The sequence below is a fragment of the Parvibaculum sedimenti genome, from assembly GCF_009184905.1.
In the GTDB taxonomy this organism is placed as follows: domain Bacteria; phylum Pseudomonadota; class Alphaproteobacteria; order Parvibaculales; family Parvibaculaceae; genus Parvibaculum; species Parvibaculum sedimenti.
In genome coordinates, this window is sequence record NZ_WESC01000002.1 from 59,242 (window position 1) to 84,301 (window position 25,060).

Genomic DNA, 25,060 nt, shown 5'->3' on the forward strand with positions numbered 1-25,060 from the left:
GCGTGGCGAGGCATGGAAATGCCTCAATTATGGGCTGACGCGCCCTCTGCCCAATATGAATGCATCAAGGCCGCAATCCAGCAGCGGCGAAAGCTGGCGCAGGGGTCGCACGCGCCGCAGCGGCAGACGGGGGGATACTGGCCTGCGTATTGATAGCGAAGAGGCCACGCTCACCCGGCAGAATACGGAAAGCATCCGAAATGCCGATCACGGTTTCGGCCCCTCCAAGACAGAGATAGCCGTTCGCCTTCATCGCCCTGGCCATGCCAGCAAAGACCGTCTTGCGCGTCGCCTCGTCGAAATAGATGAGCACATTGCGGCAGAAGATGAGGTCGAGGCCGTGAAGGCCGATGCTGGCGGGGTCTTGCAGGAGGTTGAAGTTACGGAACTTCACCATATTCCTGATCTTCTCGCTGATGACCCAGCCGTCGCCGTCCTTCGTGAAATATTTCTTTTGCAGGTCGGCAGGCAGGCCCCGCTGAACCTCGAATGTCGAGTACCAGCCCTTGTGGCAACGGGCGAGCATCTCTTCCGAGATGTCGGTCGCGATGATCTCGACCGTCCAGCCGGCGAGCTTGGCCGAGGCTTCTGTAAGCAGCATGGCCAGCGAATAGGGCTCCTGTCCACTCGAACAGGCTGCGCACCAGATGCGGATGCGCCGTGTCGCGCGGTTCTGCTCCATCAGCGTCGGCAGGATCATCGAGGTGAAGCGCTCGAAGGGCCAGCGATCGCGGAAAAAGAGCGTCTCATTGGTCGTCATCGCCTCGACGATCTGGATCGTCAGCGCCTCGTCGGCACGCTGGCGCAGCTGCGCGACCAACTCGGAAAGCGAAACCAGCCGCGCCTTGCGGGCGACAGGCGCAAGGCGGCTTTCCAGCAGATAGGATTTGTCCGGCGTCAGTGCGAGACCGGAGCGCTGATAGAGAAAGTCGCGCAAGAACTCGAAATCCGTGCTGTTCACAAGCCCTCCCCGCGGGCGATGCGCCCGATCGTCTTGCCGATTTCGCCGAGCGGCAGAACCGCATTGCAGATGCCGGCCTGCGCCACAGCGCCCGGCATTCCCCAGACGACGCTCGATGCCTGATCCTGCGCGATGACGCCACCGCCAGACGCGGCGACGACCTGACAGCCCTTCAACCCGTCATAACCCATACCCGTCAGGATGACCGCGAGAAGCTTGCGTCCGTATATCGCGGAAAGGCTGCGAAGCATCGGATCGACGGCAGGGCGGCACGAGTTTTCTGGCGGCGCGCCGCTGAGGCGCAGCACCGTGCCTGCCGCCGTCGCCTCCGCGAGCATGTGCAACCCACCCGGCGCGACATAGATGCGGCCCGGCTGCAGCGCTTCACCGTCCTGCGCTTCGGCGGCGAGACGTCCCGCATAGCGCGTCATGTGCTCGGCGAGAATGGCCGTGAAGGTCGGCGGCATGTGCTGCGTGATGACGATAGGCTGCGTCACACCGGAGCCGATCGACTTCAGCACTTCGGAGAGTGCCTGCGGACCGCCAGTGGAACTTCCAATTGCAATAACCGTGGGTTTTTCGACGACAGCCTTGCGAAGCGTGATCGGCCCAGCGGTCGGCACTCCTGCAACGCGCGGCGCAGGCGACACAGGGGGGCGCGTGCAGGCGACGCCACGCCGGGCCCGCGCGGCATGGGCCTTCACCTTCGCCAGCAGCTCGGCGCGGAAATCATCGGCAGTGCTGAGGCCGCTGGTAGGCTTGGGTATATAGTCGGCGGCGCCGAGCGCCATCGCGCGCAGGCTGATCTCGGCGCTACGCCGCGTCAGCGACGACACCATGATGATCCTGACGCCGGGACGCAACGCGAGAAGCCTGGGCAGCGCTTCGATGCCGTCCATTTCCGGCATTTCGATATCGAGAAGAATGACATCGACCTGAAGGGTCGGCAGAACCTTCAGTGCCAGGGCACCGTTCGCCACCGACGAGATAACCTTGATGGAGGCGTCCTGCTCGAGCGACCGCGCGATCACGGCGCGAACGACGGACGAGTCGTCGACGATCATGACGCGCCACGGATCGCCCGCCACCGTGGCGGTGCCTCGCCGCTCGGCAAGAGCAGCGCGCGCGCGCAGAAGTTTGTCCGCCATGTCACCCCCACATCGCACCACCCCGGGAATCCGGCGCGGTTCATTCATCTTCAGGCGAACAACCTGTCGATGTCGTCCTGCTGAATGCCCTCGCCGTCGAGAGCGGGCCCGTTGAGCAGCGCCGCATCTGGATCGACCGGCACCTCTTCCGACGCCCGGATCGAAGATGACGCTCCGGACCAGGCACCTTCGAGTTCCTCGATCTTCTTCTCGACGAGCTGGAGCGTCTTCAGCACACTGGAGATACGCTGGCCCGTAATGTCCTGAAAGGAACAGGCCTCGAAGATCTTCATGCACTGATCGTTGACGATCTCGGCGGCCAGTTCCGGATTTTTGAAGTCGATGGACATCATGTCTTCGGCGGCGAGCATGATGTCGTTCGTCGCCGATTCAGTCAGCGCAAGGATGGCGCCGATCTCCTCGCTCGCGCGGGGAAGATGAACCTCCCTGAGCGAGGGGTCATGCAGCTTGCCCATCTCGCGGCGGGCAACAAGGATCGTCCGCACGATGTCGACGCATTCCTGCGTCAACTTTCTGACCCGCGCGGAGGCCTCGTCCGGGGCCATTAAAACTCACCCAGAACGGTCTTGAGCTTGGCCTTGAGCACTGCCGCGCTGAAGGGTTTGATGATGTAGTTGTTGACGCCCGCCTGACGCGCCGCGACCACATTCTCGACCTTCGACTCCGCCGTCACCATGATGAAAGGCGTCGCCTTGAGATGCTGGTCGGCGCGAACGCTCTTCAGGAGCTCGAAGCCGGTCATGGGCTGCATGTTCCAGTCGGAAATGACGAGGCCATAGTCGCGGCCCTTCATCATGGCGAGCGCCTGGCTACCATCCGAGGCCTCATCGATGTCGGTGAAGCCGAGCTTGGCGAGAAGATTGTGGACGATACGGAGCATCGTGCGGTAGTCGTCCACGATCAGAATGGGCATCTTCATGTCGACCATGGGTCTGTCTCCTTGGTGTTGGTCTGCGAGGGCGCTCATGCGGCAGCCCTGATGGCGCCCAGTACGGCGCCGATGTTGAGGACAATGAGAAGGTTGCCTTCGAGGCGGTAAAGCCCGTCGGCAATCTGGCGCCACTGCGGATCGAGCGTCGCGGGATTGTGGTCCTTCTGACGTTCCGAGAGACGAAGCACTTCACCCACCTCGTCCACCAGAAGACTGAAATGCTCGTCCTCATGCTCCACGACGACCGCCATCGCCCGCTCCGGACGTTCCGCCGGAGCGAGCCCGAGGCGCTGGCGCATATTGACAGCGGTGACGATGCGCCCGCGCAGATTCAATGAGCCCGCGATCTCCGGCGGCGCCAGCGGCACACGCGTGATCCGCTGCGGCCCAAGCACATCGCGCACGTCGAGGACCGGAACGCCAAAGATCTGACCGCCGATCGACATGGTCACGAAATCTTCCGTGCGATTCTGGTCGAGCGTCGCGTCTTCCTGTTGCATGCTCATGCCGCCGTCTCCTCGCGATGCTCATCCGTGGAAAGCACGCGCGACAGCGAAGTCAGAAGCGCCCTCGGATCGAGCTTGGTCACATAGTCGTTGAAGCCGGAACGCCGCCCGCGTTCGAAATCCTGCGGCGAGGCATGCGAGGAAAGCGCGACCATCGGCACGTCCTTCCAGCGTTCTTCCGCCCGCAGCGTCCGGGCAAGGTCGAAGCCCGAGAGGCCCGGCATCTCGATATCGGAAACGATGATGTCGAACTCGTCGCCATCGCGGCAGATTTCAAGCGCTGCCTCGGCATGTTCTGCAATGGTGACGCGATAACCCGCCATCTTGAGCATGGGCATCAGCAGATTTCGGAAGAAACTTGAATCCTCGACGAGCAACACGCGGCGTTCGCTTTCCGCGCCATAGGCCTCGCGCGTTTCCAGGTCGAACCAGGCGGCGTCGCTCTGACGCAGATAGTGAACCGTGTCAATGACATCTGTAGAACGGCCCGCGATGATCGAGCTGCCGAGAATGCCGGATTGCGCGCCACCCACGAGCTGCAGATCGAGCGAGCCCTCGACGATGTCGACGACTTCATCGACCACGAGACCACACATCCGCTCGCCTTCCGTGAAGACGAGGATCGGATGCTTGCCATCCCGCCGCGCAGGCGCGCCATCGATGCCAACCAGCGGCATGAGGCTGCCGCGATATTGCATCACGGTGCGTTCGCCCGCTCGCTCCGCATTAGAAAGATCGGCTTCCTCCAGCCGCGCGATGAGCGAAAGCGGCACGGCCTTGGTGTTGTCGTCACCCGCGCGGAAGACAAGCATCGAAACCGTTTCTCGCTGCTGGCGGCTGGCGGCCAGTGCTTCGTCGCGCGCCCGCGCCTCGGACTGAGCCGAGCCGCTCGTTGCGGCGGCGATGCCGTTTGGATCGAGAATCATGATGACGCGGCCGTCGCCGAGGATCGTCGTGCCCGAGAAGAGCGAAATCTGCCGCAGCGTCCGCGACGTCGGCTTGACGACGATTTCTTCGGTATCGAAAACGCGATCGACAATGATGCCGAAGGCGAAGCTGCCGACCTGCGTCACGACGACATAGATTTCCTGCGGCGGTTCGTCTCCGGCCTCTTCGATCTTCAGAAGGTCGCTCAAGGCGACGAGCGGCAGGAGCCTGTCGCGCAGGCGATAAACCGGATGGCCATTGATGAGTTCAACGCCCTGCTGCGACTTCGAGCTGATACGCACGAGTTCGACGACGCTGCTCTGCGGCATGGCGAAACGCTCGCCGCGACATTCCACGATGAGCGCAGAGACGATGGCAAGCGTCAGCGGGATCTTGATGACGAAGCGCGAACCCTGCCCTTCAGTCGAGGAGAATTCGATGGCGCCACCAATTTTCTCGATATTGGTACGTACCACATCCATGCCGACGCCGCGTCCGGACACGCTTGTCACCTGGGCGGCGGTGGAAAAGCCGGGGCGGAAGATGAACTGCTGAATCTGTTGCTCGCTCATGCCGTCGATCTGGGCTTCCGTCGCGAGGCCGTTCTGGATCGCCTTGGCGCGAATGCGGCTCGTCGAAAGGCCACGCCCGTCATCCGAGACCTCGACGATGATGTGGCCGCCTTCATGGCGCGCGCTCAGACGGATCGTGCCATGCTCCGGCTTGCCCGCTTCGCGACGATCCTCGGGCGCCTCAATGCCGTGGTCGCCGGAATTGCGCACCATATGGGTGAGCGGATCGCGGATCGATTCCAGGATCTGCCGGTCGAGTTCCGTATCCGCGCCCGACATGACGAGATCGATTTTCTTGCCGAGTTCCTGCCCCAGATCGCGAACGAGGCGCGGCAGCTTCGACCATGCATTGCCGATAGGCTGCATGCGCGTCTGCATGACGCTTTCCTGCAGCTCGCTCGTCACCTGGTTGAGGCGCTGCAGCGGAGCCGCGAACGGGCTGTCTCCGACGCCGCGCAGGATCTGCAGGAGCTGGTTGCGGGTGAGCACCAGCTCGCTGACCATGTTCATCAGGTTTTCGAGCACGGTGATATTGACGCGCAGAGTCTGCGACTGCGCCGCAGCGGAGGCGGCTTGTGCGTTCTCGGCGGCGGGCTCCTCTGCCTTCACGCGCTTTGCTGGCGCGGGCTTCGCAGCAGCCGGCTCGGCAACGATGGGCTCGTCGGCCATGACGGGCTCCTGCGCCGCTGGAGCTGCGATGGCGGCGGGCTTTGCCGCTGCGACATTGAAGCGCGAGAGAACGGCCGCGACGTCGGCATCCGCGACCTCGAGCGTCGCCAGCGCTTTACCGAATTCATCGCGGAGCATGTGCAACTCCTGCGGCGACCAGCCCTTGGCAACGAGGCCCGCGATGACGCCGTCAATGTCTGCGGTGGCGTCGGACGAACCCGTGAGCGCCGACGCAAAGGCGCCAGCCAGCGCGAACTGAAGATGGAGAAGCTCGGTTTCCGCCTCCGGGTGATCGGAAACCGCAGAGAGCATTTCGGCGCAGGCTTGTTCGCAGGCGGTGTCGAACAGGGACGCGCCGCCGATACGCTGATAAAGCCCATCGACCGATGGGAGGTCCGCAGGCTCTTCAACGGCCTCCGCAACCAGCTCCGCCGCCGCCCATTTTCCGGCAGCCATATCGCGCAGCGACATAATGACGTCGTCGTCGCTGCCTTCCGGCTCCTGACCCGCGACCGCGAGTTCCGCGATCAGTTCCTTGATCCGGTCGAGAGCGGCAAGGACCAGCGATACAGCATCAGCCGAAACCGTGAGCTCGCCGTCGCGAACCTTGCCCAGCACGTCCTCGGCTGCATGCGCGACCGCTTCGAGGCGCGGCAGGCCGAGAAAGCCGCATGTGCCTTTGATCGTGTGCATGATCCGGAAAATGCTGCCCAGCAGCGCCGGATCGGCGGGTCGCTGTTCGAGCTCGACAAGTTCGCTATCGAGCAGTTCGAGCGCTTCCACCGTTTCAGCGAGGAATTCGTTGAGGAGGTCGTCCATGAATCTTCCGTTGCCTGCAGCCTTGCGGAGGCCGTTTCGTTGCCCGGAAGTATTCGGTCCAATGTTTAATAAAGACGGAAACGAGCAGCCGGTTGCAGGTCGAAGAGGTCGGTTTGACCGGCTCGGAACCCATTGTCACAACATAGGTTTTAGAAAATCGACGTCGCAACGCGCGGTGCGCGTCTCTATGTCGCGGGCGTACCGGCGCGGGACGGAGGCAAGCGGACTGCGCAGCCCAGCGGAACCATTCCTCAAACTCGGGGTTCATTTCGGGAGAGAACCGAGAGGGAGAGCAAGATGACAAACACTCAGCATCGAGGCGGTTCCGGAAATTTCGCGGCCAACAGAGAGCGCGCCGCGGCGGCCGGTCGCAAGGGCGGCCAGAAGAGTGGCGGAAACTTCAAGAACGATCCGGCGCGCGCGGCGCTTGCCGGTCAGAAGGGCGGGCAGGTCAGCGGCGGAAACTTCAAGAACGATCCCGCGCGCGCATCAAGGGCTGGCCGCGAAGGCGGACAGGTCAGCGGCGGAAACTTCAAGCATGACCCTGCCCGCGCCGCCGGCGCCGGCCGCAAGAAAGCGCTGGAAAGTCGTGGCCCCGACCATGTGGAAGAAAAAGGCCACGACCACGAAAAGCAATAGGCGCGAACCGGGCTGACAAGGCAACCTTTGCGCTATGCCGATTTCATCTTGAGCGATCCTGCCTTGTAGTGGCCCGCCGCCATCTGAAAGGCGATGTTGACCCGGTTCCAACCATTGATCGCGTTGACCGCCAATGTGAGATCGACGAGTTCCTCGCCGAGGGTCCTTTTTACATATTCGCTGACCTGCAACATGGCTTTGTAGGCGCCTGGCGCTGCCGCCATGATCGTCTGGGGGAAAGACGAATGAGAGCCCGCCGATGTGACTGTCGGCGCAAAGAAAAGCCCGCGCCGGTGAGGGCGCGGGCTTCAGGCAATCGCAGCGGAATGCCGGAAGATCAGAAAGTGAGGCTTGTGCGAACGCCGACCACCAGCGCGTTGTCGATCTTTGCGCCCATCGCATCTTCCGGATTCTCGACGTTGCCGCCCGGATGCACGATGTACTGGACGTCGGGCTGCACGCTCCACCAGGGCGTGACAGCGGCGGTGTAGCTCAACTCGAAGACCGTCTCCTGGTCGCGCAGGGGATAGGCCGGATCGGAGGCGAGAAGCTGGAGATCGCGATCGGCGTCGCGAGCATCGCCGCTGATCTTCGCATAGGCGGCGCCGAAGGCCAGAACGTCCTCGTCGCGGCCCGGAATGAGACCCTTATATGCAAGCCCTCCATCCGCATAGAAGGAAACGAGATTGCGGTCCGAAGGCGCGCCGCCGACGCGAGCGAAGAGGCTCAGCGCATCACTTTCACCTTTACGCCAGATCGTCTGGTCCGCGATCGCATAGACGCCGTGATCGTTGGAACGTTCAAAGCCGTATCGCTGATCGGCGAACTTGCCGGTCTGATACCAGGCGCCAAGCTTATAGACGCCGGGAAGCCCTCCGCCCTCACCCTGATTACTTGCGTACTGGACTTCGCCCATCCAGAGTGTGCCGCCGCTCATGCTGAAGGTCGTGCCGTGCCGGTTGCAGACCTGCGCATCGTCGAAGCAATCCTCGCCCGCCGGATCGCCACTGAAGACGGCGCCGAGAACGGTGACACTCTTCGTCGGCGCGACAGCAACGCGAACGCCCGGCGTCGCCAGCGGATAGGCAGGACCACCATTCGTCTGATTGGCCGCTGCAATTCCCGCCCAGCCGAAAGTGCCATTGATAAGATTGCCCGCCGTGTCGCTGGTCATGAATTCGTCGTCGGCGGCAAGCTGGCCCGCGCGGATCGAAACCGCGTCATCGAGGAAATTCTGCTGCACCCAGAGCGTGAAGAGGCGCGTCGCCTGACGCGCTTCGATATTGCTCGGCGCGCCGATGCTGCCCGTGTAATCGGCCGTGGGCAGGCCATTGGTGTGATGGATCTGGTAGGCGCTCGCATGGGCCGTTCCACCCTGCCAGCCGAAAAGCTTGTCGAGGTCGAGGTCGAGCGAGAGTTCCGCGCGGCCCTCATAGCTCCAGCCGCGCTTCATACCGCCCGAGACGTCGCCCAGCGCCTCGCCGATATAGGCCAACCCGATTTCGATGCCCTGATCCGCCAACTCGCTGCGTGTGCCGCCCCAGTCGCCGGTCAGCGTGTCCTGTTCCCAGAGGTTCTTTTCGTCGGCCATGGCAGGCAGAGCAGCCATGGAAACCCCAAGCAGCGACGCCGTGGCAAGGGCGCGGCAAAGCATCTTCATCTCTCATCTCCGGTTCGGAAGCGGGGCAAGCCCCATAGGCGGGATCGGCAAGCTATGACAATTGCGATTAAGTCGCAAGAGCATTACATGCGGCGAAACGCCCTCGCCCGCGACGAACCCCTTGGGGATTCGTCGCGCCGACGGCGGAAAGCCAGCGAGATGAGGGGGAGGCGACTAGACCCGCGCGGCGGCAAGTGCCCTTTCGAGCTTTTCCATGCCCTCGTCCACAATCGCATCCGGAGCCGTGAGCGGCACCAGAATGCGGATCGCATTGCTGAAAACGCCGCAGGAGAGAAGGATGAGCCCCTCGTCGAGCGCGGCGGCTGTGACGCGCTTCGTCGCCTCGGCGTCGGGTTCATAGGCGCCCCGGACCTTCACAATGTCGAAGCCGATCATCGCGCCATAGCCGCGAATGTCGGTGATGGGGACGACATCGTTGCGCGACGCGATCGAGTTGAGTTTCGCCTTGATGCGCACGCCCATGTCATTGGCGCGGTCGAGGAGCTTTTCTTCCGCAATCACATCGAGGACGGCAAGCGCGGCGGCACAGGCAATGGGGCTGCCCGCATAGGTGCCGCCGAGGCCGCCGGGCTCCGGCGCATCCATGATCTCGGCGCGGCCGATGACGCCCGAAATCGGGAAGCCGCCTCCGAGCGACTTCGCAATGGTGATCATGTCCGGCTCGACGCCCGAATGCTCAATCGCGAAAAGCTTGCCCGTGCGCGCAAAGCCGGTCTGCACCTCGTCGACGACGAGGAGGATGCCGTGCTCGTCGCAGATCTTGCGCAAGGCGACGAGAAGCTCAACCGGCGCATCGTAGAAACCGCCTTCGCCCTGCACCGCCTCGATCATGATGGCGGCGACGCGCGAGGGCTCCACATCGGCGCGGAAGAGCGTGTCGAGCGCCTTCAGCGTGTCGGCAACCGTCGTGCCGTGAGCGGCCACGGGGAACGGAACGTGATAGACCTCCGCCGGCATGGGGCCGAACTTCTTCTTGTAGGGCAGCGTCTTGCCCGTGAGCGCCATGGTCATCATGGTGCGGCCATGGAAGCCACCCGCAAAGGCGATGACTGCCGAACGCCCCGTCGCGGCGCGCGCGATCTTCACGGCGTTTTCGGTTGCCTCGGCGCCAGTCGTGAAAAAGATCGTCTTGGCAGGCCCCTTGAAGGGCGCGAGGGTATTGAGCCTCTCCGCGAGTTCGATATAGGGCTCGTAGGGAACGATCTGGAAGGCCGTGTGCGTGTAATGCGCGAGCTGCTTTTCAACCGCCGCGATCACCTTCGGGTGACGATGGCCGGTGTTGAGCACCGCGATGCCGCCTGCGAAATCGACAAAACGCCGCCCTTCCTCATCCCACAATTCGGCATTTTCCGCGCGCGCCGCGTGAATGGGATAGGCGACGGAAACGCCGCGCGGAACCGCGCGCTCCCGGCGCGCGGCAAGCTCTTGGTTCTTGCTCATCAAAGCACATCCTTTCGTCCGCACCGGCGGGCACGCCGGGCGGACGCCATGCTAGCGCATTTCCGCTGGCCGCTCACGATGGGAAGAATGGCTTTACGCCGCATGAAAACAGCCCCGGAACCCTGTTCCGAGGCTGTTTCACGATTAAACGCCCGCCCGGCCTAACGACCGCTAGTTGGGATCTGATTGAACGGCACGGCCTTGTCGACCCGGATATCGGCCGGAAGCCCCAGCACACGTTCGGCGATGATGTTACGCAGAATCTCGTCCGTGCCGCCTTCCACGCGGGTCGCCGGCGAACGAAGCAGCATGGCCTGGAAGCGTGCGCTTGCCGCCGCCTGTCCGGGCGAGAGAAGCGCCCCGGCTTCGGCCTGCAGGTCGAGCGCCATCATGGCAATTTCCTGCATGGCTGAACCGGCGACGAGCTTGCCGATCGAATTTTCCGGTCCGGGGACTTCACCTTTGGATAGTGCCGAGATCGAACGGAAGGCCGTGTATTTGAGGCCACTTGTCCGCACCGCAAAGGTCGCGAGCTTCGAGCGCACCGCCGGATTGTCGATGGCCGCGCCGTTGTCGGTCTCAAGCGAGCAACAGAAGTCGAGAAGCTCGGGGAAGCCCGTGGGCATGCCCGAGCCGATCGACAGCCGCTCATTCATCAGCGTCGTCAGCGAGACGTTCCAGCCATCGCCCACCTTGCCGAGGCGCTGGCTGTCGGGAATGCGGACATCGGTGAAATAGACTTCATTGAAGCCCGACTGACCGTTCACCTGCTTGATCGGACGGATCTCGATGCCGGGCGATTTCATGTCCAGAAAGAACATGGTGAGGCCCTTGTGCTTCGGCACGGTCGGGTCGGTGCGGGTAATCAGAATTCCGTAGTCGGAATGCTGTGCGCCGGAGGTCCAGATCTTCTGACCGTTGACGACCCAGCCGTCGCCATCGCGCTCAGCCTTCGTCCGCAGACCGGCAAGGTCGGAACCGCCCGCCGGCTCGGAGAAAAGCTGACACCAGATGTGTTCGCCGGCAGCAAGTGGCGGCAGATAGTTGCGCTTATGCTCTTCGCTCGCATAGGCCATCATCGTCGGTCCGCACATGCCGTGACCGATTATGAAGAGCGAGGAGAGCGCGGCATAGACACCCTCTTCCTGCTGCCAGATCACGCGCTCGATGGGCGATGCGCCACGGCCGCCATATTCCTTCGGCCAGTGAAGGCAGGCCCAGCCCGCGTCGAACTTTTTCTGCTGCCACTCCTTGGAAACCTTGATGATGTCCACGCCTTCGAGCGCCGTGTGGCCGAAGCCGGAGGTCTTCAGGCCGGCCTCATACTGCTTCGGGGCATTGGCGGCGATCCAGCTGCGCACTTCCTGACGAAAAGCTGCTTCCTGCGGTGTATCGTCGAAATTCATTTTTCTAATCCTTCAAAACCGATGGCGCGATCAGGCGGCGTTCTTGGCACGCAAACGTTCGATGAGCTTGTCTTCCCATGTCGAGAGAGAGCCCAGCGAGAGCGCGAGGAGGTTCGAGCGCCGGTAATAGAGGTGGCAATCGAACTGCCAGGTGAAGCCCATGCCGCCATGGACCTGGATGTTGTTCTTGGCGCAGTGCTGATAAGCCTGCGTAGCACTTACGCGCGCGGTGGCCGCCGCCTCCGGCAATTCCGACGAACCCGTCGAAAGCGCCCATGCGCCGTAATAGCAATTGGAACGCGCAAGCGTGGCCGAGACATACATGTCAGCAAGCATGTGCTTCACCGCCTGGAAGGAGCCGATGGGCCGGCCGAAGGCCATGCGGTCAAGCGCATAGTCGCGCGCCATTTCAAGCGCGCGGTCCGCGCCGCCCAATTGTTCGAAAGCGGTGAGAACGGCCGCACGGTCCAGCACACGCTCAATGATGGACCAACCCTCACCCTCTACACCGAGCAGCTCGGCATCGGCGCCCGAGAAAGAGATCTTCGCCTGGCTGCGCGTCGGGTCGATCGTCTCGACCGTTTCGCGCAACACGCCCGCACCTTTCAGATCGACGATGAAAAGCGAGATCGATCGCGCGTCGTTGCCCGCGCCGGTCTTCGCCGCGACGATGGCGAAATCCGCAACATCGCCATCGAGAACCGGAAGCTTCGTACCTGAGAGCTTGCCGCCCGCGACCTTTGCCTGAATGTGCTTCGGCGTCGCCGCGCCGACACCTTCGGCCAGCGCGAAGCAGCCGACGGTCTCGCCGCTTGCGAGCTTCGGCAGATAGGCCTGCTTCTGCGCTTCGCTCCCGGCGGCAAGCAGGAATTCTGCGGCGAGGAAGATCGACGACGCGAAAGGAACCGGCGCGACGGCGCGTCCAAGCTCCTCCGCGATCACGCAGAGTTCGAGATAGCTCGCGCCGAGCCCGCCATATTCCTCCGGGATCGCCGTACCCATGAAGCCCATCTCGGCAAGCCCCTGCCACAGCGCCCCGTCATAGAGCTCCGGCCCTTCGAGGATCGCGCGCACGGCCTTGGGCGAACTCTTCGCTTCAAGGAAGCGTCGCGCCTGATCCTTCAACTGCTTCTGGTCGGCGGAAAAATCGAATTCCATGTCTCTCCCCATCCGCGCCCTGCCCACGCAAAGGCAGGAGGCTGCTCTGATTTTGATGGGTTGAGCCTAGCGCGATGACGCCCAAGCTGGCGAGAGAGCGGCAAGGCGCAGTGACGTAGCGTCGCCCGGCGACAGCGCGCCACGCTCGCGAAAAATTCAACGAAAAGACGCCCACGATTGGGCGCGAGCGTCTTTTCGGCTGGGATCAATGTGCGACGAGCGAAACGAGGCCGATGGCGCCGAGCGTGAAAAACACGCCATAACCAAATGTGGCCGAGCGGCGCAGAAGGGAGCGGCTGACATTCGCGCGGAACGGCAGGCTCGCAAGCGTGCGAAGCTCGCTGCTCGCGCCTGCCGTCTCGTCTTCATCCTCGATCACCGTCACCTCGGCCTTGATCGTCGCGCCGCGATGACTGATGAGTTTGCCGCACTGGATCTCGCCCGTGACATGGCTCGAAGAGCGCAGGATGACCTCGCCGCTGACGACGAGCTGACCTTCGAATCGGCCAGCAATTTCCGCCCGGTCGGCATGGGCGCTGCCTTCGACGGAACCCGCAACACCAATGGACAGCAGGCATGTCCTGAGATCGGCGCGGCTCATCATGCCGTCAACAAACATCGACCCTTGGGTTTCAAATGAACCTTCAAGTGAACTGTTTTCGCCGACGACGATGTCCTCGCTGCCCGCGCGCAACACGCGAACGGTCTGGCCGACCGGCTTGCGCCCGCTTTCTTTCGACGATGTCGTGGAGGGGACGCTGGAGAAGGGCTCGACGGGATCCGTATTCATGGGGTGTTCCTCCTAACGCGATGGGCAGTCCCATGTCGCAAAGCAGGACCGGCCCGAAAGGCAATTCGTGAAAAGACAGGCTGAACGGCCCCGCTCCAGCTCACAAGCCGATCCCCCTCCAAATCGGAGTGAGGCGGAAAACCCCGCGCAAAACGGAGCTCCCTCACGTCAAATCGGAGCTTTCCGCCGCTTCGCGCACAGCAGCGACCGTCCAATTGACCTTGTACATGGCCGGGAAGACTCCGCTAACATGAGGTAACGCGACGATCTGTCGGGAGACGAAGGAGGATTGACGTGCGTCGATTGCTTTCCAGTATCTGGTGGCCACTGCTTTTCTGCGGCTCTGTCGGCCTCATCTATGCCGGCATGCGCGCGGGTCACGATGTCGCGGCGTTCAATCTCACCTATCTCACTCTGGCGCTCTGCATCGCGCTGCTCGAACGCCTGGTGCCGCATGAAGAAGCGTGGCTCGAGAACGACGGGCAGATGGGCCCGGACCTTGCGCATACGATCCTGAACAAGGGCATCGCGCAGGTCATCATCACCTTCGTCGCCTTCATGGGAATTGCGGACGCGCTCGCGCCGACTGGCGCGGGGCTCTGGCCCGCTGGCTGGCCGCTCGCCGTGCAGACAGCACTCGGCCTCGTCATCGTCGAATTCGGCCTCTACTGGAAGCATCGCCTCGCGCATGAATGGCCGTGGCTCTGGCGCTTCCACGCCGTGCATCACAGCGTAACGCGGCTATGGTTCTTCAATACAGGTCGCTTCCACCTTGTCGACACGATGACGGGCCTTATGGTCGGCATGCCGGTGCTGCTGCTGCTCGGCGCGCCCCGCGATGTGCTGCTCATGGTGAGCGCCATCACGGCGATCGTCGGCATGCTGACGCATTGCAATATCGAGATGCGCTGCGGGCCTCTCAACTACATCTTCAACACGCCGACGCTGCACCGCTGGCACCACTCGAAGGTGCTCGCGGAGGGGAACAGGAACTATGGCGAAAATCTCGTTCTGTTCGACCTTCTCTTCGGCAGCTATTTTAACGCACCGGACCGCCGCCCGCCGCGCGACATCGGCATCATGCACGACATGCCGCCGACCTTTCTCGGCCAGCTGAAGGCACCCTTCACCAGCCAGCCACTCTAAGCCGGGCAAAGTGACCGGCTTCAGCCGGCCACCGCCTTGTCGCGCTCGAGATAGCGCCGCCAGCCGCCGAAGGACGTGATGTCCTCAGCACCTGCGAGGCCACTCGCCTCGCAGAGGAATCCCTTCACCTTGCGGCCACTGGCGAGATCTACCGTCCCGATGACGAGCGGCTGCGGCACCCCGGCCAGGAAGCTCCCGACCTGCGCCCGCGGAAGACGCCAGACTTCGAGTTCGATCGCCGCGCCCGTCTCGCCCTTCACCAGACCCGGACGGAAAGGCGGCCCGCCCGCCAGCGCATAAAGCGTGTAACAGGCCGCTGTCTTGGTGCGCTCGATGAACATGCCGCCGCGCGAGGTGAGTTCGTGATTGAGCGGCAATCCGCTCATATGCGCGCCGACGACGGCAAGCTCGAGAAAACCTTCATCCGCCTCCGCCCCGCCGAGGAACGGCGCGCCCGGCGCAAGGCCGAGCGCCGCGCCGAAGCGCGCACCGATCTCGATGAGCCGCGCTTCGGAGAAGGCGGGCGCCGCCAGCGTGATACCGAAGGGAAGCCCCGTCGTTCCGATACCGGCGGGCACCGCAAGACCCGCCATATCGAGCAGGTTCATGAAGTTCGTATAGGTGCCGAGACGCGAATTGAGCTTGATCGGCTCGGCCTCGAGTTCGCTCACCTTGTAGGTCGTCGGTGCCGTCGGCACGACGACGATGTCGAGACCCGCAAAGAGTGTCCGCACCTTGCGTTGCAGGGCTTGCAGCTTGTGCATCGCCTCGAATGTCTCGACGGCGCTCCGTGTGCGACCACCCAGAACGATCTTCGCGACCGTCGGGTCGCACTCGGCCTCATGCGCCTCGATGAACGAGCCCACCGCCACAGTGCGCTCCGCGACCCAGGGTCCCTCATAGAGCAGCAGAGCCGCCTCAAGGAAGGGCGCGAAATCGATCCGCCGCGCGCGGCCGCCAATGCTTTCGAGACGCTGCACGGCTTCATTGAACAGGCGCTCTGCTTCTCCGTCACCGAAGAAGACGAGATCCTCCGGCCGCGGCACTGCGAAGGTGAAGCTGCCGCCCGGAACGAAAGGCGCATCGGCAAGCCGCGTCCGCGAATATGGATCTTCGTCGTCATAGACCGCGGCCTGCTTGAATACTTCCGCCGTATCTTCCGGCGTCAGCGCAAAGATCGAAATGCAATCAAGCGAACGGCAGGCGGGAAGTACCCCCCGCGTCGAGAGAAGTCCGCGCGAAGGCTTGAGCCCGGCGATGTTGTTGAAGGCGGCAGGCACACGGCCCGATCCCGCCGTGTCGGTGCCGAGCGAGAAGGATACGAGTCCCGCCGCGACGGCCACCGCAGAGCCAGAGCTTGAACCGCCCGAGATGTAATCGGAATTGAACACCGAACGCGGCGCGCCATGCGGCGAGCGCGTGCCGACGAGACCCGTCGCGAACTGATCGAGATTGGTCTTGCCAATGAGAACCGCGCCCGCATCGAGAAGACGCTGCACGGCATAAGCGCTTTCCTTCGGCTCGAACGCATAGGCCGGACAGGCGGCCGTCGTCGGAAGTCCCGCGCAGTCGATATTGTCCTTCACCGCGAAGGGCACACCGAAAAGCAGTAGCTTCGCCCGCGCCGCGGCGGGCAGCGCGTCGAGCGCGCGCGCACGAGCCAGCACCTCATCGGCAGGCGCGCGGGCGATCCACACCGCCGGATCGGCATAGGCATCGGCGCGCTTCAGCGCCTCTGCCGCCACATCCTCGGCACGAAGACCGCGCGCATAGGAAGCCCGAAGTGAGGGCAGAGAAAAACAAAGACCCTTCATGCTGTCGCCTCCAGCGGCAGCAGCGTCACCAACGCCTGCCCCGCCTGTACCATTGTTCCCGGTGCGCAATGCACCTCATGCACCCGGCCGCGCATGGGCGACCGCATTTCAATTTCCATCTTCATGGATTCGAGCGTGACCAGAGACTGATCCTGCGCGACCTCCTCGCCCAGCTCGACGCTGATCGCCCAGACATTCCCGGGAACGCTCGCCTCGACGAGACGCGCCCCCGGGGGCAGCTCGCCGATGGATTGCGGCGGCGGTGCCTCGGGCTCCGACGCCTGCATCGAAAGTCCACGCTCTTCCCAGCGCTGCCGTTCCTCTTCGAAGGCGCCACGTTGCACCGATCGGAAGCTTTCGATCTCGCCCTCATTGTCCTTGAGAAAGGCAAGATAGTCGCTGAGCCGAAAACTCGACTCCTCCACCTCGACCTCATAACGCCCGTGTGGAAAGGCATCGCGGATGTCGAGCAGTTCCTCCGACGAAACGGGAAAGAAGCGGATGCGATCGAAGAAGCGCAAAAGCCACGGCGAGCCCGCCTCGAAATTCTTCGTCTCGCGCCACGTGTTCCACATCTGGAGAGTGCGGCCGAAGAGCTGGTATCCACCGGGCCCTTCCATGCCGTAGACGCACATATAGGCTCCGCCAATGCCGACCGCGTTTTCCGGCGTCCAGGTGCGCGCCGGATTGTACTTGGTTGTCACAAGACGATGACGCGGATCGAGCGGGGTTGCCACCGGCGCGCCGAGATAGACGTCGCCGAGACCGAGCACCATGTAGTCCGCATCGAAGATGATGCGCTGGACATCCTCAATGCTTTCGAGTCCGTTGATACGGCGGATGAACTCGATATTCGACGGGCACCAGGGCGCATCTGGATTGACCAACGTCTGGTACTTGCGCACAGCCTCCTGCGCCGCCGCGTCATTCCAGGAAAGCGGCAGTCGCACGATACGGCTCGGAACCTCGATATCCCTCGTCGCAGGCAGCTGCCGCTCGACCTCTTCCACCGTGGAAAGGAGCCGCTTCAACGACAGCCGGTCTGGATCGAAATGGATCTGCAGCGAGCGGATACCCGGCGTCATCTCGATGATGCCGCGGACGCGCTTTGCCGCAAGCGCCGTCATCATCGCATGGGCGCGGAAGCGCAGCGCGAAGTCGAGCACCATCGGCCCATATTCGATGAGCAGATAGTCGTCACCCGCGCGGCGATAGGTGACCGCGACATCGAGATCGTCGATGCGGCCGAGCACGGCATCGCTCTGGACGGCAGGCGCCTGAATGCGTGAACCGTGATGCGGGCGCTTCAACGTCGAGAGCCAGCTCGCCTCCATCTTGCGCAGCGCCTCGGCTTCTTCATCGCTCACGCGGCGGAAGCGAACCTTGTCACCCGGCTTCAGCTGGCCGATCTTCCAGAGATCGGCCTTGGCAATCGTCGCCGGGCAGACGAAGCCGCCAAGGCTCGGCCCGTCGAGCCCCAGAATGATTGGCATGTCGCCCGTGAAGTCGATTGTGCCGACAGCATAGGCGTTGTCATGGATGTTGGAGGGATGAAGCCCCGCCTCGCCGCCATCCTTGCGTGCCCATTTCGGCTTCGGCCCGATGAGACGGATGCCCGTGCGCGCCGAATTATAATGAACCTCGTAAGTGAAGCCGAAAAGCGTCTCGATGTCCTCGTCGGCGAAATAATCGGGTGCGCCATGCGGACCGTAAAGTGCGGCGAATTCCCATTCATTGACGAGCGGCGGCCTGTCGAGTTCTGGCAAGGCCTCCTGGTGAGCGGGCGCCTTCGCACCGGAGCGGTTGACGCGCAACACGTCGCCCGTCCTGAGCGCGCCCGTCGCATGGCCACCGAAACGGCCAAGCGTGAAGGTCGAACGCGAGCCGAGATATTCTGGCGCATCGAAGCCATTGCGAATGGCGAGATAGGCCCGCTGCCCCGCCCCCTCAATGGCGCCGATTTCAAGCGTCTGGCCGCGCTTCACCTCGAAGGCCTGCCAATGAGGCATGGGCTCGCCGCTGATCTTCGCCTGCATATGCGCGCCGGCAAGAACAACGGTCGCATCGGTGCGGAAATGCAGCGTCGGCCCTGTCAGCGTCATTTCAAGCGCGGGCGTGCCCGGCTCGTTGCCGACGAGACGGTTCGCCAGCTGAAAGGAAAGCGAGTCCATCGGCCCCGAGGGTGGCACGCCGACATTCCAATAGCCGACGCGTCCCGGATAATCCTGAATCGTCGATTGCGCGCCCGGTGCCACCACGTCGATCGTTGCCGGCCGGAAGTCGAAATGGGCGAGCGACGACGTGCGCATCGCACCATCAAGGAAGGTCCAGGCGCCCGCGAGTTGGCGCAGGTAATCGAGATTGGTCTCGATGCCATAGACGGCGCTCTGATTGAGCGCCGAGGAGAGCTTCGCCACGGCTTCCGCGCGGGTTGCGCCCTTGACGATGATCTTGGCGAGCATCGGATCGTAGAAGGGCGTGACCTCGGTTCCCGTCGCGATCCAGCCATCGACACGCACGGCTTCGGGAAAACTCACCTGCGTGAGCAGGCCCGACGAAGGCTGGAAGTTCCGTGCCGGATCTTCAGCATAGAGCCGCACTTCGATGGCGTGGCCCTGCGGCGGGCGCTCATATTGTGCGAGATCACCGAGATCGCCGGAGGCTTGCCGCACCATCATCTCGACGAGATCGAGGCCGGTCACCTCCTCCGTCACCGGATGCTCGACCTGAAGCCGCGTGTTCACTTCGAGGAAGTAGAATTTCTCTTCCGCCGCATCATAGATGAACTCGACGGTCCCCGCAGATTCGTAAGCAACGGTTTCGCCAAGACGCACGGCCGCCTCCTGGAGTGCGCTGCGCACATCATCCGCCAGATTGGGCGCTGGTGTTTCTTCGATCACTTTCTGGTTACGGCGCTGCGCCGAGCAGTCGCGTTCACCAAGCGCGATGACCCTGCCCTTGCCATCGCCAAATATCTGCACCTCGATGTGGCGCGCTTCCGCGACGAACTTCTCAAGGAACATGCCGCCGTCCTTGAAGTTCGCAAGGCTGAGGCGCTGCACCGTTTCGAAGAGACGCGGAAGTTCCGCCGCCGTCTTGCAGAGCTGCAAGCCGATGCCGCCGCCGCCCGCCGTGCTCTTGATCATGACGGGATAGCCGATGGCACCCGCACGGGCGAGCGCATCGTCGAGGTCGGTAACGAGCGGCGAGCCCGGCAGCAGCGGCACGCCACTCTTCTCGGCAAGCTCGCGCGCCGTATGCTTCAACGCGAAGGCCAGCATGTGTTCGGGACGCGGGCCGATAAAGGCAATACCCCTGTCGGCCAGCGCCTGCGCGAAGCCGGGGTTCTCGCTCAAAAATCCATAGCCCGGATGCACGGCTTCCGCGCCGGTCGCAATCGCAGCCGCGATGATCGCATCGACATCGAGATAGCTCTGCGCGACCACGGCGGGGCCAACGCAGACCGCCTCGTCCGCCAGGTCGACATGCGGCGCGAAGCGATCGGCTTCGGAATAGACAGCGACAGAGCTGATGCCCATGCGGCGGAGTGTGCGAATGACGCGGCAGGCGATTTCGCCGCGGTTCGCAACAAGTACCTTCTTGAACATGTCTTCCTCCCGGAACGTCAGCCGTTCCAGATAAGCGTGCGAATGGGCGTGGGGTTGAAGTCGTTGCAGGGATTGTTGACCTGCGGGCAGTTCGAGATGACGCACAGCACGTCCATCTCCGCCCGAAGCTCCACATAGTCTCCCGGCTTCGACACGCCATCGACAATGGCGAGCGTCCCGTCCGGCTCGATCGGCACATTCATGAAGAAGTTGATGTTGCTCACGAGGTCGCGCTTGGTGAGCCCGTGCTTCGACAGTTCGAGAACGAAATTGTCGCGGCAGCTATGCATGTATTTCGTGTGATGTCCGAACCGCACGGTGTTCGCCTCGGCGCTGCATGCACCCGCGGAGGTATCATGTGCGCCGCATGTGTCGCCGATCACAGTCAGCATCACATTGCCCTCGTTCGAGAGAAGCTTCGTGCCTTCGGTGATGTAAGGCGCGCCTTGGGCGCGGATCGTGTCCTGCGCGCTGTAGCGCTCGACGGGATCGGCCATGCTGTAGAAAAGCGTATCGACGGCCTGGCAACCTTCGAGGTCGACAATGCGCAGCACCTGCCCCTTCAGGATCAGATGAGACCAGGGCTTGTTGGCCGGGACAATTTCATCATGAATGACGGTGTTGGGTTCGCGGTTGTTGGACATTTTCTCGGCCCTCACTCGAAAATCGCATCTGTATTGTCGAAACCGCGTGTCGCCTCTTCCGAGGAGGTACGGCAGAAATCGTCGGCGGCAGGCGACGGCGATTTCCAGAGAGTGAGATCGACAGGCTCCGGTGCATAGGCACCGGTGCCGAGGGGATGCGGGCAGTTCGAGAGGAAAACGAGAATGTCCATCTCGGCGCGGAGATCGACATAATCGCCGGCGGCGGGCTTCTCGTCCTGCCAGACGAGCTGACCGGCGGCGTCCACGCCAACCGGCGCAAAGAGCGTCAGGCAAGGCGGAATGTCCGCCTTGGAAAGCCCATGCTTCGCCGCAAGCAGGATGAAATTATCGCGCGTATTGCGGAGCGTGGTGTCAGAATATTTCTGAACATTCGTCGCCGCCGTGGACCCCCCCACGATAGCGTCATGACGGCCGAACGTGTCGTCAGTGATCGACGCGAGGACACGCCCCATGTCGGAATAGAGAAGCTTTCCGCGATAGAGGCTGGCGCTCCACTGGATCTTCACCGTGTCGCCCGCGTTGAAGCGCTCGGTCGGGTCTGCGGCGCGATAGAGCAGAACCGAAACGCCCTGCGTCGCGGCGGGCGCGACGATACGCAGCGTTTGCCCGTGCTTCACGATGCCCGACCAGCCCCAGCCGCCCGGCAGCGTCTCGCGCTTCAGAACCAGATCGGTCGGAATTTCTTTCGCGTTGCCCGTCGCCTCGCTGAAGTCGCGGCGCCTCGCCTTGCCGCGCGCATAGAGCTCTTCATAGCGCGCGCGTTGCGCCGCATAGCGATCGTGGTTTCCATCCGAGGTCTGAGATGTATCGGCCATCTCTTTCTCCTGCTTCAGACGGCACCTCGAGGAGGTGCCGAAAACCTGGCCGTCCAGGCAAAAACTCAATCCACCGGGTCGTCCCGGCGGAGACGAAGATCAACCGGCGACGGCGACCTTCGGCATTGCTTCTGCTGTCTCCGCCGGAGACGTCACTGCACCGGAAGGCGGCACGATCTTGCGCATGACGGGAAGATCGAAGGTGATCGTCGCGCCATAGGCTTCGAGTTCCTCCGGCCGCGTCTTTCGGCGATCGAAGGCGATAACGCGCGTTCCGAGCTTGAAGGCTTCGGAGAGATCATGCGTCACCATGAAAATAGTCATGCCCGTCTCGCGCCACAGCGCGAGCAGAATCTCATGGACCTCCGCGCGAATGCCTGGATCGAGCGCACCGAAAGGCTCGTCGAGGAGGAGAAGCTTCGGACGCTTCACCAATGCCTGCGCGATGGCGAGACGTTGCTGCATGCCGCCGGATAGCTCGGCGGGATATTTGCTTTCCGCCGCTTCGAGACCGACCGACTTCAGCATCTCGCGCGACATGTCGCGCGCCGTGCGGCGCTTCTTGCCGAAGAGACGGCCGAGAACGGGGCTCTGCCCAAGCTCAAGACCGAGCATGACGTTCTGAAGCGCGGTCAGATGCGGAAAGACGGAATATTTCTGGAAGACGACGCCACGATCCGGCGAAGGCTCTGCCTGCAGCGGCACGCCATCGACAAGGATGCGGCCCTGACTGGGCTTTTCATCGCCGAGCAACATGCGCAGGAATGTGGACTTGCCGCAGCCCGACGGACCGACGAGCGAGATGAATGATTGCGGCGCCGTCTCGAAATTGATGCGTTCGAGTACGGTCTGCTTACCGTAGGTCTTCCAGACATTCTCAACGGTAACGCGGGTCATGGCTCACTCCTCACATATGGCCGCGATACATCCAGCCGAACGACACTCGCCTGAGGCCGCGCAGCAGGAAGTCGAGAAAGAAGGCAAGGAAGGTGATCCAGGCGACGTAAGGCAGGATCACATCCATCGAGAGATAGCGCCGCATCAGGAAGATGCGGTAGCCAAGACCGGATTCGGCGGCGATCGCTTCGGCTGCGATCAGATAGAGCCAGGCGGGCCCAAGCGACAGACGGACGGAGTCGATCAGGCGGGGCAGCATCTGCGGTACGACGATGCGGATGATGATCTGCCATGTTGACGCGCCGAGTGTCTGCGCCTTGATGATCTGCTCATGTGGGATTTCTTCAACGCGCTGCGCGAGGTCGCGAATAATGAAGGGCACAATACCGACGAAGATCAGCACGATCTTCGCCGTCTCACCGAGGCCGAAGGTGATGAAGAGGATCGGCAGGATCGCAAGCGCCGGGATCATCGACACGACATTGGTGAAATTTGCCAGCGTCGCGCGGACATAGGGAATGAGGCCCTGCAACACACCGATGACGAAGCCCGCAAGCATCGCGAGGCCGACGCCGATAGCGAGACGCTGGAGGCTCACCATCGTGTCGAGAAGCAGCAGATAGTCGCCCGACCGAAGATCCGGCACGAATGTCATTCGGTTGATCGCGTCGAGGATCGTCGACCATGCCGGCAGCAGCTTGTCGGTTGGATTGATGGCGAGCCGCGCCTGCGAGGCAAGCGCATAGGCGAGGAAGGCCAGAAAGAAGGGCGACGCAGCAAGAAGAAGCCGCGAGAGAATTTCAGGCCTCTGGTTGATAAGACGGCGCATGCTCACCTCGCCGCCAACTGGCGGGAGAGCAGCGGAGCGGAGAGCGAGACGATATTCATAGCCAGTCCTCCAGACCAACGGGGTCGTTACAACTCGGAGGATTGGCGTGCACGGCGGCGTGTAATGCCAATCCTCGCATTACGTCCGTCTCCCGGGCTTTTGTCCCGCCGTGTACCCGGCCGCTGTTCACCGACCGGGTTGCGGCTCTCGGACCAGCGCTTCCAACCGTAACGGTGGAAACCGGAACCCTAGCCGCTGCCGAATCCAGAGGGTGCAAGCGCCGGGCCAGTCGGCGAGGGGCGGATTCGCTGGCGGCGGGACGGCACTTGGGCGCACTCACGAGAGTTGCCGCCTTAAATTTGAGCAAATGCTCAATTCGCGAACACCAAAAAACAATGCAGGCAATAAAATACCCCGCCTCCCGGATACGCAGGGAGACGGGGCGACACAGTCACTACAATCAAAGCTTTCCGTCGGCCGCGAGCTGCATATAGGTCGGGTCAATCCTGAGCTTCACATTCGCCTTGTCGCCGACGACCTTGCCGCCGGGCAGTTCGATGCCGACAAAGCCCTTGTCCTTGGCCTTCTGACCAAGAAGCCCGTGACCGAAGCTGAACTCCTGCACGTCACTGGCGATCTCGCCCATGGTCGGGCTTTTCAGCAGTTCAACGGCCTTGGCGGGGTCATAGTAGAAGCCGGTGGTCTTCACCTGACCGTCGAAGTCGGCAAGATTGGTGCCCGATGCCGCCGCCATGAAGGTGCGCGCATCGATGCCTTCCTTGTCGTTCTTCTGCATGACGCCGAGCGCTTCATACCAGGCGCCAGTGAGCGCCTTGCCGAACTCAGGATGCGCCTTCAGCGTGGCCGTATTGGCGACGACGATGTCCTGAATCTGACCGGGGAGTTTCGAGCTATCGAAGACTTCGGAGACGTCAGGCATGTTCCTGATCTGGCTGGTCGCCGGGTTCCAGGCAACCAGCGCCTTTACTTCCGGTGTGCCGAAGGCCGCGACGAAATCGGCGTCGGCGATATTGGCCGTCGTAATGTCGCTTTCCTTGAGACCAGCCTGCTTCATCGCGAGCCAGAGCATGTAGTGCGACACGGAATACTGCACCAGATAGACCTTCTCGCCCTTGATGTCGGCGAGCGTCTTGCCCTTACCCTTGAGGAAGATCGCGTCGTTGCCATTCGTATAGTCGCCGAGAATGATCAGCGACGAGTCGACACCACCGGCAGACGGAATGGTGAGCGTGTCGATGGTCGTGTCGGCCACGGCGTCGAACTGGCCGGCCGTGTACTGGTTGATCGACTCGACATAGTCGTTGATCTGAACGAGCTCGATCTTGATCCCGTATTTGTCAGCCCACTTCTTCAGAATGCCGGACTTCTCGGCATAGGCCCAGGGCATGTAGCCCGTGTAGATCGACCAGGCGAGTTTGAACGTCTTATCCGCGGCGGCGGCGGGCTGAACGGCGGTAACGGCCATCAGCGCGGCAGCCAGAAGCGCGAATACGGTCTTTCTTAATCGCGGCAGCCTATTCATGATCTGTCCTTTCAATGGGCGGAGCGTGTCCGCGATCCCGTAGGGTTGAGGCGTTTCCGCTTCTGTCGTTTCTCT

Annotated in this window: 21 protein-coding genes and 1 riboswitch; of the genes, 2 read left to right on the forward strand and 19 right to left on the reverse strand. The window is 62.7% G+C overall.

Annotated elements, in window-relative coordinates:
• Positions 1–64: 64 nt before the first annotated feature.
• The 6 genes from F2P47_RS02170 to F2P47_RS02195 are packed head-to-tail and all read right to left on the reverse strand — an operon-like array spanning position 65 to position 6,554.
• Positions 65–961, reverse strand: coding sequence for a CheR family methyltransferase (locus F2P47_RS02170; RefSeq protein ID WP_152214525.1), 897 nt, complete (start codon positions 959–961; stop codon positions 65–67).
• The gene (locus F2P47_RS02175) at positions 958–2,109 is read right to left on the reverse strand and encodes a protein-glutamate methylesterase/protein-glutamine glutaminase (RefSeq protein ID WP_246176702.1); all 1,152 of its coding nucleotides are present in this window, start codon (positions 2,107–2,109) and stop codon (positions 958–960) included. The genes F2P47_RS02170 and F2P47_RS02175 overlap by 4 nt, the downstream gene beginning before the upstream one ends.
• A 50-nt stretch (positions 2,110–2,159) precedes the next feature.
• Positions 2,160–2,675, reverse strand: coding sequence for a hypothetical protein (locus F2P47_RS02180; RefSeq protein WP_152214526.1), 516 nt, complete (start codon positions 2,673–2,675; stop codon positions 2,160–2,162).
• A complete protein-coding gene (locus tag F2P47_RS02185; RefSeq protein ID WP_152214527.1) occupies positions 2,675–3,058 on the reverse strand; it encodes a response regulator in 384 nt (127 codons plus the stop codon). Before F2P47_RS02185 ends, F2P47_RS02180 begins: the two co-directional genes overlap by 1 nt.
• A gap of 35 nt (positions 3,059–3,093) precedes the next feature.
• Positions 3,094–3,567 carry a chemotaxis protein CheW gene (locus tag F2P47_RS02190; RefSeq protein ID WP_152214528.1) on the reverse strand — a complete coding sequence of 158 codons (474 nt, stop codon included), beginning with the start codon at positions 3,565–3,567 and terminating at the stop codon, positions 3,094–3,096.
• Positions 3,564–6,554 (reverse strand): hybrid sensor histidine kinase/response regulator, encoded by a 2,991-nt coding sequence (locus F2P47_RS02195; RefSeq protein ID WP_204886473.1) that lies wholly within the window; start codon positions 6,552–6,554, stop codon positions 3,564–3,566. The genes F2P47_RS02190 and F2P47_RS02195 overlap by 4 nt, the downstream gene beginning before the upstream one ends.
• 297 nt (positions 6,555–6,851) lie before the next feature.
• Here F2P47_RS02195 and F2P47_RS18010 point away from each other — a divergent pair, with 297 nt between their 5' ends.
• Complete coding sequence (locus F2P47_RS18010; RefSeq protein ID WP_152214529.1) at positions 6,852–7,193, forward strand: con-10 family general stress protein; 342 nt, start codon at positions 6,852–6,854, stop codon at positions 7,191–7,193.
• 32 nt (positions 7,194–7,225) lie between these two features.
• On the opposite strand, the gene F2P47_RS02210 is transcribed toward F2P47_RS18010, so the two are convergent.
• The 6 genes from F2P47_RS02210 to F2P47_RS02235 all read right to left on the reverse strand — a co-directional run bounded on the left by F2P47_RS02210 (position 7,226) and on the right by F2P47_RS02235 (position 13,668).
• Positions 7,226–7,417: a hypothetical protein gene (locus F2P47_RS02210; protein ID WP_152214530.1), complete on the reverse strand. Its 192-nt coding sequence runs from the start codon at positions 7,415–7,417 to the stop codon at positions 7,226–7,228.
• Positions 7,418–7,530: 113 nt separating this feature from the next.
• Positions 7,531–8,853, reverse strand: coding sequence for a carbohydrate porin (locus F2P47_RS02215; RefSeq protein WP_204886475.1), 1,323 nt, complete (start codon positions 8,851–8,853; stop codon positions 7,531–7,533).
• 174 nt (positions 8,854–9,027) lie between these two features.
• Positions 9,028–10,314, reverse strand: coding sequence for a 4-aminobutyrate--2-oxoglutarate transaminase (gene gabT, locus F2P47_RS02220; protein ID WP_152214531.1), 1,287 nt, complete (start codon positions 10,312–10,314; stop codon positions 9,028–9,030).
• 161 nt (positions 10,315–10,475) lie between these two features.
• A complete protein-coding gene (locus F2P47_RS02225) occupies positions 10,476–11,720 on the reverse strand; it encodes an acyl-CoA dehydrogenase (protein ID WP_152214532.1) in 1,245 nt (414 codons plus the stop codon).
• Positions 11,721–11,750: 30 nt separating this feature from the next.
• The gene (locus F2P47_RS02230) at positions 11,751–12,878 is read right to left on the reverse strand and encodes an acyl-CoA dehydrogenase family protein (protein WP_152214533.1); all 1,128 of its coding nucleotides are present in this window, start codon (positions 12,876–12,878) and stop codon (positions 11,751–11,753) included.
• A gap of 205 nt (positions 12,879–13,083) precedes the next feature.
• Positions 13,084–13,668, reverse strand: coding sequence for a bactofilin family protein (locus F2P47_RS02235; protein ID WP_152214534.1), 585 nt, complete (start codon positions 13,666–13,668; stop codon positions 13,084–13,086).
• A gap of 294 nt (positions 13,669–13,962) precedes the next feature.
• Between F2P47_RS02235 and F2P47_RS02240 the strand changes: the two genes are divergently transcribed.
• Entirely contained in the window at positions 13,963–14,814 is an 852-nt protein-coding gene (locus F2P47_RS02240) for a sterol desaturase family protein (protein ID WP_152214535.1), read from the forward strand.
• Positions 14,815–14,834: 20 nt separating this feature from the next.
• On the opposite strand, the gene atzF is transcribed toward F2P47_RS02240, so the two are convergent.
• From atzF to F2P47_RS02275, 7 genes are all read right to left on the reverse strand, one after another.
• Positions 14,835–16,628: an allophanate hydrolase gene (gene atzF, locus F2P47_RS02245; protein WP_152214536.1), complete on the reverse strand. Its 1,794-nt coding sequence runs from the start codon at positions 16,626–16,628 to the stop codon at positions 14,835–14,837.
• Complete coding sequence (gene uca, locus F2P47_RS02250) at positions 16,625–20,236, reverse strand: urea carboxylase (protein ID WP_152214537.1); 3,612 nt, start codon at positions 20,234–20,236, stop codon at positions 16,625–16,627. Before uca ends, atzF begins: the two co-directional genes overlap by 4 nt.
• A 17-nt stretch (positions 20,237–20,253) precedes the next feature.
• A complete protein-coding gene (locus F2P47_RS02255) occupies positions 20,254–20,880 on the reverse strand; it encodes an urea amidolyase associated protein UAAP2 (RefSeq protein WP_152214538.1) in 627 nt (208 codons plus the stop codon).
• Between the two features lie 11 nt (positions 20,881–20,891).
• A complete protein-coding gene (locus F2P47_RS02260) occupies positions 20,892–21,716 on the reverse strand; it encodes an urea amidolyase associated protein UAAP1 (protein WP_152214539.1) in 825 nt (274 codons plus the stop codon).
• A gap of 99 nt (positions 21,717–21,815) precedes the next feature.
• On the reverse strand, positions 21,816–22,613 hold the full coding sequence (locus F2P47_RS02265; RefSeq protein WP_152214540.1) for an ABC transporter ATP-binding protein: 798 nt from the start codon (positions 22,611–22,613) through the stop codon (positions 21,816–21,818).
• A 10-nt stretch (positions 22,614–22,623) separates the two neighbouring features.
• Positions 22,624–23,442, reverse strand: coding sequence for an ABC transporter permease (locus F2P47_RS02270; RefSeq protein WP_152214541.1), 819 nt, complete (start codon positions 23,440–23,442; stop codon positions 22,624–22,626).
• Positions 23,443–23,588: 146 nt separating this feature from the next.
• Positions 23,589–23,705: riboswitch (guanidine-I (ykkC/yxkD leader) on the reverse strand.
• Positions 23,706–23,902: 197 nt separating this feature from the next.
• Positions 23,903–24,985 carry a putative urea ABC transporter substrate-binding protein gene (locus F2P47_RS02275; RefSeq protein WP_152214542.1) on the reverse strand — a complete coding sequence of 361 codons (1,083 nt, stop codon included), beginning with the start codon at positions 24,983–24,985 and terminating at the stop codon, positions 23,903–23,905.
• Between the last annotated feature and the right edge of the window lie 75 nt (positions 24,986–25,060).

What these genes read in the sequence shown, in the direction of transcription:
- F2P47_RS02175 (WP_246176702.1), bottom strand. Translation starts at nt 2,109, where the DNA reads ATGGCGGACAAACTTCTGCGCGCGCGCGCTGCTCTTGCCGAGCGGCGA.
- F2P47_RS02180 (WP_152214526.1), bottom strand. Translation starts at nt 2,675, where the DNA reads ATGGCCCCGGACGAGGCCTCCGCGCGGGTCAGAAAGTTGACGCAGGAA.
- F2P47_RS02185 (WP_152214527.1), bottom strand. Translation starts at nt 3,058, where the DNA reads ATGGTCGACATGAAGATGCCCATTCTGATCGTGGACGACTACCGCACG.
- F2P47_RS02190 (WP_152214528.1), bottom strand. Translation starts at nt 3,567, where the DNA reads ATGAGCATGCAACAGGAAGACGCGACGCTCGACCAGAATCGCACGGAA.
- F2P47_RS02195 (WP_204886473.1), bottom strand. Translation starts at nt 6,554, where the DNA reads ATGGACGACCTCCTCAACGAATTCCTCGCTGAAACGGTGGAAGCGCTC.
- F2P47_RS18010 (WP_152214529.1), top strand. Translation starts at nt 6,852, where the DNA reads ATGACAAACACTCAGCATCGAGGCGGTTCCGGAAATTTCGCGGCCAAC.
- F2P47_RS02210 (WP_152214530.1), bottom strand. Translation starts at nt 7,417, where the DNA reads ATGGCGGCAGCGCCAGGCGCCTACAAAGCCATGTTGCAGGTCAGCGAA.
- F2P47_RS02215 (WP_204886475.1), bottom strand. Translation starts at nt 8,853, where the DNA reads ATGAAGATGCTTTGCCGCGCCCTTGCCACGGCGTCGCTGCTTGGGGTT.
- gabT (WP_152214531.1), bottom strand. Translation starts at nt 10,314, where the DNA reads ATGAGCAAGAACCAAGAGCTTGCCGCGCGCCGGGAGCGCGCGGTTCCG.
- F2P47_RS02225 (WP_152214532.1), bottom strand. Translation starts at nt 11,720, where the DNA reads ATGAATTTCGACGATACACCGCAGGAAGCAGCTTTTCGTCAGGAAGTG.
- F2P47_RS02230 (WP_152214533.1), bottom strand. Translation starts at nt 12,878, where the DNA reads ATGGAATTCGATTTTTCCGCCGACCAGAAGCAGTTGAAGGATCAGGCG.
- F2P47_RS02235 (WP_152214534.1), bottom strand. Translation starts at nt 13,668, where the DNA reads ATGAATACGGATCCCGTCGAGCCCTTCTCCAGCGTCCCCTCCACGACA.
- atzF (WP_152214536.1), bottom strand. Translation starts at nt 16,628, where the DNA reads ATGAAGGGTCTTTGTTTTTCTCTGCCCTCACTTCGGGCTTCCTATGCG.
- uca (WP_152214537.1), bottom strand. Translation starts at nt 20,236, where the DNA reads ATGTTCAAGAAGGTACTTGTTGCGAACCGCGGCGAAATCGCCTGCCGC.
- F2P47_RS02255 (WP_152214538.1), bottom strand. Translation starts at nt 20,880, where the DNA reads ATGTCCAACAACCGCGAACCCAACACCGTCATTCATGATGAAATTGTC.
- F2P47_RS02260 (WP_152214539.1), bottom strand. Translation starts at nt 21,716, where the DNA reads ATGGCCGATACATCTCAGACCTCGGATGGAAACCACGATCGCTATGCG.
- F2P47_RS02265 (WP_152214540.1), bottom strand. Translation starts at nt 22,613, where the DNA reads ATGACCCGCGTTACCGTTGAGAATGTCTGGAAGACCTACGGTAAGCAG.
- F2P47_RS02270 (WP_152214541.1), bottom strand. Translation starts at nt 23,442, where the DNA reads ATGCGCCGTCTTATCAACCAGAGGCCTGAAATTCTCTCGCGGCTTCTT.
- F2P47_RS02275 (WP_152214542.1), bottom strand. Translation starts at nt 24,985, where the DNA reads ATGAATAGGCTGCCGCGATTAAGAAAGACCGTATTCGCGCTTCTGGCT.